The following is a 12066-nucleotide window of genomic DNA, read 5'->3' on the forward strand; positions in this document are numbered from 1 at the left end:
ATCAGGAGAAGGCGATCTCAGTGCCGCGGCCGCCCTCGCCTGCCCGGCGAACCGCCAGCGCCGCCACCGCCAGGTCCTGCAGCGCGATGCCGGTGCTGTCGAAGAGCGTAATGCTCTCTCCCTCCATTCGGCCGGGCAGCCGGCCGGACACGAGGCCGCCGAGCGTGCCGCAGATGTCCTCCGGCCTGAGCAAGCCCAGCCGGACCGCGGTCTGGCACTCGCCGATCGTGACGGCCTGCTCGAGACTGTCGACATAGACCGCGGCACGCGTGACCAGGGCGGAATCGAGTTCCTGCTTGCCGGCAGTATCCGCCCCCACGGCATTGACGTGGGTGCCGGGACGAACCCAGGCCGCGTCGACGAGCGGTGCCTGCCCCGGCGTCGCGGTGACCAGGATATCGGCCGCGCGTACCGTCTCCTCGAGGTCGGCGCCGCGCGCGGCGAGGCCGCGGGCGCGCACCGCTTCGAGGAAGGCTTCGAGCCGGGCCGGCGTCCGGTTCCAGGCGACAACCTCGTCGAGCGACCGCACGCAGCGGATGGCGTCGAGCTGGTAGAGCGCCTGGGTGCCGGTACCGACGATGCCGAGGACCCGCGCGTCGGGCCGCGCGAGATGGCGCGTCGCCAGCGCCGCCGCGGCACCCGTGCGCACGCCGGTCAGATAATTGGCGCCGACCAACGCCGACGGCTGCCCGGTCGCCGGATCGAACAGCAGCGTTGTCGACTGGTGATTAGTGAGATTGCGCTCGGCGTTGCCCTGCCAGTAGCCGCCCGCCTTGAGGCCGAGCGCGCCGGCGGCACGGTCGTAGCCGGTCTTGACGCCGAACACGGCCGAGGGGCTGCCCAGCTTCTCGCGCACCACCGGATAGCTCGCGGCCTCCCCCCGGTCTAGGGCGGCGAATGTTTCCGCGACCGCCTCGATCGCGTCCGACATGGTGACGAGGGCGCGCGCCTCGGACTCGGGGATGATCAGCATGCTTATTCCTAATTCATGAGCGACGAAGCCGCGAAATGGCACGCGGCCGAATGATCCGGACCGACGGCGACCGTCGGCGGCGGGGTCTGGCGGCAGATATCCTGCGCCATCGGGCAGCGCGTATGGAAGCGGCAGCCGGCGGGCGGCGCCAACGCGCTCGGCACGTCGCCCTTGAGCACGACGCGCGTCCGCGGCCGCTCCGGATCGGGCACCGGAATGGCCGACAGCAGCGCCTGCGTATAGGGATGACGCGGCGCCTCGAACAGCGCCTGCGTCGGACCGGATTCGACGACGCGGCCCAGGTACATTACGGCGACCCGATCGGCGACGTTCCTCACGACCGCCAAGTTGTGCGAGATGAACAGGAAGGTAAGCCCGAACTCGCGCTGCAGATCAGCCAGGAGTTGCAGGATCTGCGCCTGGACCGAGACGTCGAGCGCCGAGACCGCCTCGTCGAGCACGATGAAGCGCGGCTTCAAGCTCAGCGCACGGGCGATGCCGATGCGCTGGCGCTGCCCGCCCGAGAACTGGTGCGGATGCTTCTCCGCCGCCGAGGCCGGCAGGCCTACGACCTCGAGCAGCTCGGCGACCCGGCGGCGGCGCTCGGCACCGGCGGCGGCGCGATGGATGTCGAGGGGCTCGGCGATGATGTCGCGCACACGCATCCGCCCGTCGAGCGAGGCCCAGGGGTCCTGGAACACCATGCCGAGGTCGCGGCGGATCTCGGTGAGCGCGCGGCCCTTGAGCGTGAGGAGATCGATGCCGTCGAACTGGACCCGCCCGGCCGTCGCTTCCAGCAGGCGGACGAGCAGCCGCCCCATGGTCGACTTGCCGCAGCCGCTTTCGCCGACGATGCCCATCGTCTCGCCTTGCCGCACCTCGAGATCGACGCCGTCGACGGCGCGCAGCACGGGCCGATCGGCACCGAACAGGCCGGCCCCGAACCGGCTTGGCTGGCTGCCGAAATGCTTGGTCAGCCCCTCGGCCTTCAGCAGGACGGGTCGCATCATGCGGTTTCTCCGGCGGGCTCTCCGACGACCCTCGCTTCGGGAGCGGCGCGCCAGCACGCAGCTTCGTGGCCGGCGTCGAGCATGAAGAATGGCGGCGCCCCGGTGCAGCGGCTGGCAGCGACGGCGCAGCGCGGCTGGAACCGGCAGCCCTCCGGCATGTCGGCGAGTGCCGGGACCGTGCCCGGGATCGGCAGCGGCCGGCAAAGCGGCCCGTCAAGCGGTGGGATTGAGCCCAGGAGTCCTTGGGTATAGGGATGGAACGGCGCCCGGAACAGCGCCTTGACCGGCCCGGTCTCGGCGACCCGTCCGGCATAGAGCACGACGACCCGGTCGGCGAACTCGGCCACCACGCCCAGGTCGTGGGTGATGAGCATGATCGACATCGCGAGCTCCCGGCGCAGGCTGCGCAGCAGGTCGAGGATCTGCGCCTGGACCGTGACGTCGAGCGCGGTCGTCGGCTCGTCGGCGATGAGCAGCTTCGGCTCGCACGCGAGCGCGATCGCGATCATGACGCGCTGGCGCATGCCGCCCGAGAGCTGATGGGGATAATCGCCAAGCCGCTTCGCCGCGGCGGGGATCTCGACCAGCTCGAGAAGCTCGATCGCGCGCCGCTTTGCCTCGGCCCGGCCGGCGCCGCGATGGTGGACGAGCGTCTCGACGATCTGCTCGCCGATCGAGAGCACCGGGTTCAGCGAACTCATCGGCTCCTGAAAGATCATGGCGATCCGGTCGCCACGGATGCGACGCATCTCCGCCTCGCTGAGGGCCAGCAGGTCCGCACCCGCGAAGCGGACCGTACCCGCCGTCACACGGACGGTCTCGGGCAGAAGGCGCATCGTCGAGAGCGCGGTCATGCTCTTGCCCGAGCCGGACTCGCCGACGACGCCCACGACCTCGCCGGCGCCGATCGAGAAGGAGACGCGATCGAGAATCCGGAGGTGGCCCACCTCCGTCGTGAGCCCGTCGATTTCGAGCAGGGGCTTTACGGCTGCGGTCATATCAGCGGCCCTCGAGCTTGAGGCGCGGATCGAGCACGTCGCGCAGCCCGTCGCCGATCAGGTTCACGCCCAGCACGGTCACCGCGATCACGAGCCCAGGAAACAGCGAGATCCAGGGCGCCGACGGGATATAGTTGCGGCCGTCCGCAATGATATTGCCCCAGCTGGGCGTGGGCGGCGGTGGACCGACGCCGACGAAGCTCAGCACCGCCTCGGCCAGGATCGAGACGGCGAAAATGAAAGTCATCTGCACGATGAGCGGGGCCAGGCAGTTCGGCAGCACGTGACGCAGGATGATGCGCAGGTGGCCGGCGCCGGCGACACGCGCCGCATCGATATATTCCATGCGGCGCACGACCAGCACGGCGGCGCGCACGATGCGCGCCGTGCGCGGGGCATAGGTGACAGCGAGCGCGATCACGACGTCGCCGATCGACGGCCCCAGCACGGAGGCGAGCGCGATCGCGAGCAGTACGCCCGGGAAGGCCATGAGCGCGTCCATCGCCCGCATCAGCGGATTGTCGAGCCGGGAGAAATAGCCGGCGCCGACGCCGATGATCACGCCAAGCACTGTCGAGCTGAGCATGGCCAGCACGCCGATGGCGAGCGACGTGCGCCCGCCGTAGAGCACGCGGCTCAGCACATCGCGGCCGAAATTGTCGGTCCCCATCAGGTGAACGGCGTTGGGCGCGCCCAGGCGATAGTGGAAGTCGTTCTTGAGCGGCGAATAGGGTGCGATCAGGTCGGCCGCCACGGTCGCCAGCACCACGACCAGCAGCAGGACGGCGCCGGTCACGAACAGCCGGTGGCCCAAAAGCCGGCGGAGCATGGGATGGCGCCCGAGGAAGCCCAGCGGCTTCGCCGCCGCGGGGGCCGAGAGGACCGTTTCAACGCTCATGGGCCACCCGCGGGTCGAAGACGCCATAGAGCAGGTCGACGGCGATATTCACGAGCACCATGAACAATCCCACAATCAGGATGCCGCCCTGGATCACCGGCAGGTCGCGGCGCAGTACGGCATCGATGATCAGCCGCCCGACACCCGGAATCGCGAAAACGGATTCGATCACCACCGCGCCGCTGAACAGGATGCCGATGCTGATGCCGAGCACGGTCAGCACCGGCACGCCGATGTTGAGCAGCGCGTGCTTGAGGATGACGATGCGGCCGGGCAGCCCCTTGGCCCAAGCCGTGCGGATGTAGTCCTGGCTCAGCACCTCGAGCAGGCTGGACCGCGTCATGCGCGCGAGCAGGCCCACCTGGGTGATGGCGAGTGCCGCCGCCGGCAAGGTGGTCGTGTGCAGCCAGCCCATGGGGCTGTCGGTGAACGGCACGAAGCCGCCTGTCGGGAACCAGCCGAGCGCCACCGAGAACACGTAAATCGCGACCAGACCCAGCCAGAAGTCCGGCAGCGACAGGCCGACGAGCGCACTCGTCATGACCGCCTGGTCGATCCAGCTGTTGCGCTTCAGCGCTGCGACCGTGCCGCTGCCGACGCCGAGCAGCAGGGTCAGGACCAGGGCGAAGCCGGTCAGCGACAGGGTGATCGGCAGGCGCTCCAAGATCGCCGTGGCGACGCTGCGGTTGAGCAGGAGCGACTGGCCAAGATCGCCTGAGAGCAGGTTGCGGTACCAGTGCAGCGCCTGCATCCAGACCGGCTGGTCGAGCCCGAGGTCGGCGCGGATGTGGGCGAGCTCCTCCGGGCTGGCGCTCGGGCCGGCGAGCTCGGCCGCCGCATCGCCCGGCACCAGCCAGATCAGCACGAAGGCGATCAGCGACACGAGCAGGAGCACCGGCACGGCACTCGCCAGGCGCTTGATAAGAATGCGTGACATGGCTGTTCCCGCCCGACCCGGCTACTTGAACCAGACGTCCCACATCCGGGGGATGCGGAACGGCTTGTAGTTGGCGACGTTCGCCCGCGTCGCCTGGTAGATGCCGAGGTCGCCGAGCTTGATCGCGTAGACCTGGTCGATGAGGCGCTGCTGGAAGGCGGCGAACGCCGCCTTGCGGTCGTCGAGCGAGGGCGAGGAATTGAGCTTGTCGGCGTCCGCCTCGAGCTCGCTATCGACATGCTGCTGCCAATTGTCCTTGCCGGTGAAGAAGGTCGTGGTGCTGTACGGTCCCTCCCACGGCTCGACGCCGATGAAGATCGGGAACATGTTCCAACCGACGGGCTTCTGCCGCATGGCGATCGAGGTCGGCCAGTCGGCCACCTGCAGCTTGACGTTGATGCCGACCGCCTGGAGCTGCTGGCTCGCCACGACCGAGGCGTCGTTGTCGTTCTTGAAGCTGTTGTCGGTGACGAGCGTGAACGGCTCGCCCTTGTAGCCGGCCTCCTTCAGGAGCCGCTTGGCCAGCTCCGGGTCATTGAGGTTGTACTTGTCCTTGCCGACGTCGCCCGCGAAATATTCCGTGCCCGGGTGCTGCCAGCCGTGCGTGAGCCGGAACAGCCCGTCGGTCGCGATCGCCATGATCTCCTCGTTGCCGAGTGCTGCGCGCACCGCCTCGCGGAACTTGAGGTTCTTGGTCGGCCCGTCGTTGGCGTTGAGGAAGAAGACCTGAAAGGCCCAGGGCATCATCTGGTAGAGCTTGACGTTCTGGTCGGTCTTGAGCCGCTCCGCGTCGGCGACGGCGAGCTGTTCCAGCGCCTGGACCTCGCCGGTCTGCAGCGCCGCGGCGCGGGCGCCCGATTCCGGCATGAAACGGAAGGTGACCGTGTCGAAATAAGGCGTCTTCTTGCCGCCGAAGCCGTCCGGCCCAGAGAACTGGCCGTTCGGCACATAGCCATCGAAGCGCTTCAGCTTGACGTAGCTGTCCGGCTTGTATTCGACGAACTGGTAGGGGCCGGTGCCGATGAGCGCGATCTTGTTCGGCTCCTTCGCCGCCTCCTCGGCCGGCATGATCACCATCGGCGCGCGCGGCGTGCTGATGAAATCGAGGAACGCCGGCACCGGCTGCTTCAGATGGACCACGACGGTATAGGGGTCGGGCACGTCGATGCCGGAGACGGTCGCGAGCAGCTGGGCCGAGGCGCCGACCTTGGCATAGCGCTCGAGCGACGCCTTCACGTCGACGCCGGTCATCTCCTTGCCGTTATGGAACTTGACGCCCTTGCGCAGGTGGAACGTGTAGGTTTGCAGATCGGGTGAGGTCGTCTCGTCCGTGGCGAGTTCCGGGATCACCGCACCGGTCTCGCCGCGTGTATAGAGCGTCTCGAAGACATGCATCGTGATGTTGCGCGCGGCCTGGGCGAAGGTCGTCATCGCGTCGAGGCTCGGCGGCTGCGCCTGCTGGGCCACGACGACGTCACCGCCGCGGGTTTGCGCCAGGACCGGCGTGCCGAGCGTGAGCAGGGCAGCCGCCAGCGCCGCGACGCCGAACCGGCGCCGGTCAATGTTTGCCTTCATCTCGCAATCCCTGTTGCTAGTCAGACTTTATCGTTTCGTCGACCGGTCAGGTCGCATAGTCCGGCTCTTCCCGGTCGAGCATCCGGCGCCAGGCGTCGAGATGCAGGCGCGCATCGAACCGCTCGCCCCAAGGGCCGGTGTAGCGATCGCGCAGATCATCCCGCAGGACCGCGAGCGGCAGGCCGGCGGCCGTCGCGGTCATCTGGTACATGCAGGTCCGCTCGGCCATGTAGAGCTCGTCGAAGGCCTCGTGGATCGATGGGCCGACGACCGTGACACCGTGATTGGCCATCAGCAGGATCGTGCGCTCACCCAGCACGCGCGCCACACGCTCGCCCTCGTCGTCGCTCAGCACCGGCCCGTTGTGCGTGTCGTCGTAGGCGATCCGGTCATAGAGCGTCAGGCTGTTCTGATGGGCGAGCTCGAGCTTGCCGCCCTTCGCCATCGAGAGCGCGGTCAGGTATTGCGGATGGACATGCAGGATGCAGGTCGCCTGCGGATGGTTCAGATGAATCTTGGCATGGATGTGGAACGCCACTTTGCGCAGCTCGCCCGCGCCTTTCAGCACCCGCCCCTCGAGGTCGCAGAGGATAAGCTTGCTCGCGGTGATCTCGCGAAAATGCAAACCGCGAGGATTGATCAGGAACAGGTCGCGGCTACCCGGCAACATGACGCTGTTGTGATTGGCAATCTGCTCGTTCATGCCGAGCCGCGCGAGAACACGGAATACGGCGGCGAGGTCGCACCGCGCCTGCCACTCATCCTCTGCCGAGACTGTCAAGCCCAGGGGCATCGTTCGACACCTCTCTCCCAATCTTCGAGTGATCGATCGTAGAGGCAGCCTGCCAATGCGGGGAAATGAGTAATGCGGATCGGGTGATGCGTCCTTCGTATCTTGCCCGCCTGCCCGTTTGCCCCTCCCCCGCTGCCGGCAACGCAGGTCGTTACGGCCGGAGTATTCCAACCGCGCGGAAGCTGCTCGCCAGACATTGGGCGCGCCCGGTCAGGCTTGATGGACGAACTTGGTGCTGAGATAGGCATCGAGCCCTTCCGTACCGCCTTCGCTCCCGTAGCCGCTCTCCTTGACGCCGCCGAACGGCGTCTCCGGAACATTGATCGCATAGGTATTGATGCCGACGAGCCCGCATTCCAGCGCATCCGCGACCGCCGTAGCGGTTCGGACGGAGGTGGTGAAGGCATAGGCCGCCAAGGCATAGGCAAGACCGTTCGCCTCGGCGATCACCGTGTCGAAATCGTCGAACCGCCGGGTGAGAATCACTGGGCCGAACGGCTCTTCGCTCATGATCTGAGCCGCCATCGGCACGTCGGTGAGCACGGTCGGCTGCCAGAAGAAGCCGCGATTGCCGATCCGGCCGCCGCCGGCCGCAAGCCGGGCTCCGCGGTCGAGCGCGTCGCCGATGAGGCGATCCATCGCCGCCATCCGCCGGGGATTGGCGAGCGGCCCCATCTGGGTTGCCGGATCGAGCCCGTTGCCGACCACCAACTCATTGGCCAGTTCCGACACGCGGTCGACGAAACGGTCGTGGATGCTCGAATGGACGAAGAAGCGCGTCGGGGCAGCACACACCTGCCCGGCATTGCGGAACTTGCCGGCGATGGTGAGCCTTGCCGCCTCATCGACGGCCGCATCGTCGAACACGATCACCGGCCCATGCCCGCCCAGCTCCATCGTCGCACGCTTCGCACCCGTCGCGGCGAGCCCGGCCAATTGCTTGCCGACGGCTGTGGAGCCGGTGAACGAGATCTTGCGAATGACATCGGAGGCAATCAGGCGGGTCGAGATTTCGGCGGGGACGCCGAACACGACATTAAGAACCCCCTTGGGCAGCCCAGCGTCATCGAACGCGCGGGCGATTGCCAGGCACGTGGCCGGCGTCTCCTCCGACGGCTTGATGATGCAGGAGCAGCCGGCAGCAAGTGCCGCCGCGATCTTGCGCGTCGGCGTGGTGGCGGGAAAATTCCACGGCGAGAAGGCGGCAACCGGGCCGATCGGCTCCCGCAGGACCAGGTAGCGCGATCCGTCGGCTCGTGGCGGTATGATGCGACCGTAGCTGCGCCGGCCTTCTTCGGCGCACCAGTCGATATTGTCCGCGGCAGCCAGCACCTCAAGCCTCGCCTCGGCCAGCACCTTGCCTTCCTCGAGCGTCAACAGCGTCGCGATATGTTCGACACGCTCGCGGACCAGTTCGGCGGCGCGGCGCAATAGCCGGGCTCGATCATAGGCCGACGTCTTGCGCCACAGGGCGTAACCGCGCCGCGCCGCTTCCAGCGCACGATCGAGGTCCGCCGGAGAGGCGTGCGGCAGGTGCGCAAGCACTTCCTCGGTCGCAGGATTGATCACGGGACTGGTGTCACGCCCATCAACCGGCAGCCAACAGCCATCGATGAACAGAAGCGGCGCATCGTAAGACATTTGACGGAACTACTTTCGCGACGGGGAACAGTTTTGCTGTCGCCGAGTAGTACATCGTCATCGTGTCGGAGATGAAATGACTAATCCTGATTGACCGATGCAGCATCCGCATCCGCATCTGCACCTTCGTGCTTCAATCGCCGACGGTGGCCGGGGCCGGGCTGTCGAATGATCTAAAGAACTCGGCAAACTGGCTTTAGACACGTGACCCAAACCTGGGTATGGCACTGTCCGCTTCCGAGAAGTTTCCCCCGTCCAGGAAAGACCGCCATGGGCACACCGCCGCCCTGCCGCTGCCCGGCTTCCATACGGCTATCATGGCGCCGTCGCCTGCACATGAGCGACGGCGTTTCCGGCCGAGCCGACAGCAAGCCTGGGGCCAACGGAATAGCTCAGCCCGACATCCTGGGTACCGGTGAATGTCGCGCTCGGGTTGCCGTTATCGAAAAAGCCATCGGCCGTATCGTAGCCGTCCATGCCCACGACGGCATTCCCGACCAGGGTCACGACACCGCTATCCCAGGTGACGCCGGGGATGGCGATGGAAATGTGATGGATGCGGCGATAGCGGTCTTCAGCGGCCGTGACAGAGCTCCGCGAGCCGCCCTGCAAGTCGAAATCCGAGATGATGTCCTCGAAGGAGACTTGGTTGTAGGCAATCGTGCTCGCGCCGGCTTTCCCGCCGCCGACCCACGCGGCGATCCCGTAATGGGTGGCGTCGGTGGCATTGTCGCCGAAACCGGCGATGTAGTTGTGTTCGACGACCGTCTGATAGGCATTCCTCACCACGATCGCATCGCCCTGATCGCCAGCACCGGTCACACTATAGACGCTGTTGGCCACGACGGACCATGACGCGCCGTTCTGCAGATAGATCGCGGCGGAGCCCGTTATGGACGGCGCCATGGAAAAGAAATTGTTTTGCAGCCAGCCGGCCGTGGCGACGCCGCCATCGCCGTTCGGGTCGGCATCGCTCACCTCGAAGCCGCGGCCGCCGGAGTTCGAGATCCAGCTATAGAGGATCGCGTTATTGGCCAGGCTGCCCCGGCTGACATAGGTTTGGCCATCGGCGCCATAGGCGGACAGCAGGATGCCCTGCGCTTCGGTGTTGCTGACCGTGACATTGTAAATGACGCTGCCGCTGGCGCGGAGAATGATGCCGGCCGTGCTGCCGGGCACCGGCGTGGCACTTGTCGGGACGGGACCTTGCACAGTCAGATTCTCGATGGTGATCGGATCGTCGGCGGTGCCGGACGAAATCAGATACGAATTCGATGCCAGGATGGCCGGCATGGTTTCTGAGCCCGGTGACGGTTCGGATGACGGTGCTACCTGTTGCATGATGGTGCTGTTGACGCCGCTATAGACATGACCGCCATAGAGCCGCACCGCACGGTCGAGCAGGCAGGTGTTGGACGAGGGATCGCCGACGAAAAGCACGGGGGCGCCGGGCGGGACGCGTCTGATGGCCTCGTTGATCGTCTTCGCGTCGCTCGTCGTATTGGTGCATTGGATGACGGCCGACCCGGCATAGGACGGCGTCGTCGGGATGTGGCTTATCAGCTTGGCATCGACCGCATCGGTGGCCGGATCGGGTTTTTGGTGGGTCGAGGGCCCGACGGCTTGGCCATTCAAGGTGAGGGAGGATTGCGGCAGGTTTTCGCTGATATCGATCAGCGGCTGCGCCCATGGCGCCTCGCGATTCCCTGATGATGTGATGTTGAGGGTGGTATAGGGGAAATAGACATCGTAGCGGATGCCCGTGTCGTTCTTGCCCATGCCGTCCAGCCTGTTCTGCGAAACGACGACGTTGCTGGTGTTGTAGATGCCGGCGATGACATCGAGATAAGTGTGCTGGCGCGCGGCATAGTCGGGGTCGGACGGCGCATCGGCGAAGCTGACGACGTTATTGGAAATCGTCGTCGTGCCCGGCAGGTTGCCGGCACAGACTTCGATACCGTAGCCGCTCGAAGCCGGCCGGGTTTGTCCGCAGAATTGCGTCGCATCCTGCGCGCCGCCATAGCCGAAACCGGCGATTCTGTTGCCGTCGATCTCCGTCATCCAAGTATTGGCGACCATCAGGCCGTTGCCCGGATATCCGGCACCGTCGAAGCTCCGGATTGTATTGTCCAGGATCCACCACCCGGCGCTGACTTCCAGATCGGCGCCGTTATGGGCGACCCGTCCATTAGACGGCATCGCAATGGTATTGCCGACGAAGCGCCCATCCGTCCCGGCCGGACCTTCATTCGGGCAGTCGTTCCTGCCGTCGACCTGGAACCCGTCCCCGCCGGTATTTTCGATCGTATTGTTCACATAGGTGTCGTTCACCATCGACCAGCTGCAGGGGAGATACTGATTGTAAAAGGTGTAGCCGGTCTCGAAGATGCCCGCGCCGGACATGTCGCGGATCGTGACATTGTTGACTTGGATGCCTCCGGCACGCACGACCAGCCCCTTGTCACCGGTCGGAGACGACGAGGCGGAGGCTGGGCCGGTTCCGCGGATCGTCAGATTGGTGATCGTAAGCTGCCAGTCCGCAATGGGGGACGGTGCCCGGTTGACATAGGATTGCGTCGCGAGCACGGCATTGTACCAGCCGGTGGCCGCCGGTGTCCGTGCCTGCTGCAATACGGTGCCGGGCGCGCCGCTATAGCTGTGACCTTGGACCAGGACGATGGTCTGATTGATCAGGCAGGTATTGGAACGGCGGTCGCCTTTGAAGACGAAGCCGGTATTGGCATAGCCCTGTGTGACCGCATTTTGGATCGCGGCATTGATGACAGCGGCATCTGATGGCGTGTTGCTGCATTGGATTTCGAGCAGACCGGAGCCGGCCGGCGCCGCAAGACAAGGAACGCTATAAAGCGTCACTCCAAGCAAAACACCTGACGCTCCGAAAGCAATTATAAAATATTTCCTCAATTTAACTGCTGAATAAAAATTCATAAACAAGGACGCCCAACGAAATTTATTCAAATCGGCTCTCCTTTGCAAATTATTAAAATGTCCTTGTGCGTAAAATTAATAGGAAATAGGCGATATCTTTGCTAGGCGGCAAAACGTCTGGCGCTGGGGGCTATGCGCCAACCTGTCATCGTCATGGCCGTGCTTGTCACGGCCATCCACGTCGAGCCGATACATTGCTCTTACAAGACAGAGGCAGCTTCCCGACGTGGATCCCAGTGAAGCACACGGGGATGACGTTCTCTTTAAACGCTGACAATTCGCCACCATATCG

Annotated in this window: 9 protein-coding genes; all 9 read right to left on the reverse strand. The window is 65.5% G+C overall.

Translation table 11 applies throughout. The annotated features are described in order from the left end of the window. Position 1: 1 nt before the first annotated feature. Positions 2 to 973: an ornithine cyclodeaminase family protein gene (locus IEY58_RS25055; RefSeq protein WP_189050891.1), complete on the reverse strand. Its 972-nt coding sequence runs from the start codon at positions 971 to 973 to the stop codon at positions 2 to 4. An 8-nt stretch (positions 974 to 981) separates the two neighbouring features. Beyond that, positions 982 to 1983 (reverse strand): ABC transporter ATP-binding protein, encoded by a 1002-nt coding sequence (locus tag IEY58_RS25060; RefSeq protein ID WP_189050893.1) that lies wholly within the window; start codon positions 1981 to 1983, stop codon positions 982 to 984. Further along, positions 1980 to 2981 carry an ABC transporter ATP-binding protein gene (locus IEY58_RS25065; RefSeq protein WP_189050895.1) on the reverse strand — a complete coding sequence of 334 codons (1002 nt, stop codon included), beginning with the start codon at positions 2979 to 2981 and terminating at the stop codon, positions 1980 to 1982. Before IEY58_RS25065 ends, IEY58_RS25060 begins: the two co-directional genes overlap by 4 nt. Before the next feature lies 1 nt (position 2982). Then, on the reverse strand, positions 2983 to 3879 hold the full coding sequence (locus tag IEY58_RS25070) for an ABC transporter permease (RefSeq protein WP_189050896.1): 897 nt from the start codon (positions 3877 to 3879) through the stop codon (positions 2983 to 2985). Then, positions 3869 to 4816: an ABC transporter permease gene (locus IEY58_RS25075; RefSeq protein ID WP_189050897.1), complete on the reverse strand. Its 948-nt coding sequence runs from the start codon at positions 4814 to 4816 to the stop codon at positions 3869 to 3871. Before IEY58_RS25075 ends, IEY58_RS25070 begins: the two co-directional genes overlap by 11 nt. A gap of 21 nt (positions 4817 to 4837) precedes the next feature. Next, positions 4838 to 6391 carry an ABC transporter substrate-binding protein gene (locus IEY58_RS25080; protein WP_189050898.1) on the reverse strand — a complete coding sequence of 518 codons (1554 nt, stop codon included), beginning with the start codon at positions 6389 to 6391 and terminating at the stop codon, positions 4838 to 4840. 46 nt (positions 6392 to 6437) lie between these two features. Further along, a complete protein-coding gene (locus IEY58_RS25085; RefSeq protein ID WP_229743939.1) occupies positions 6438 to 7172 on the reverse strand; it encodes a class II aldolase/adducin family protein in 735 nt (244 codons plus the stop codon). A gap of 222 nt (positions 7173 to 7394) precedes the next feature. Continuing rightward, the gene (locus IEY58_RS25090; protein ID WP_189050900.1) at positions 7395 to 8825 is read right to left on the reverse strand and encodes an NAD-dependent succinate-semialdehyde dehydrogenase; all 1431 of its coding nucleotides are present in this window, start codon (positions 8823 to 8825) and stop codon (positions 7395 to 7397) included. A 315-nt stretch (positions 8826 to 9140) separates the two neighbouring features. Further along, the gene (locus IEY58_RS25095; protein ID WP_189050901.1) at positions 9141 to 11804 is read right to left on the reverse strand and encodes a hypothetical protein; all 2664 of its coding nucleotides are present in this window, start codon (positions 11802 to 11804) and stop codon (positions 9141 to 9143) included. Positions 11805 to 12066 lie beyond the last annotated feature (262 nt).

This window comes from Aliidongia dinghuensis, from assembly GCF_014643535.1.
GTDB lineage: Bacteria > Pseudomonadota > Alphaproteobacteria > ATCC43930 > CGMCC-115725 > Aliidongia > Aliidongia dinghuensis.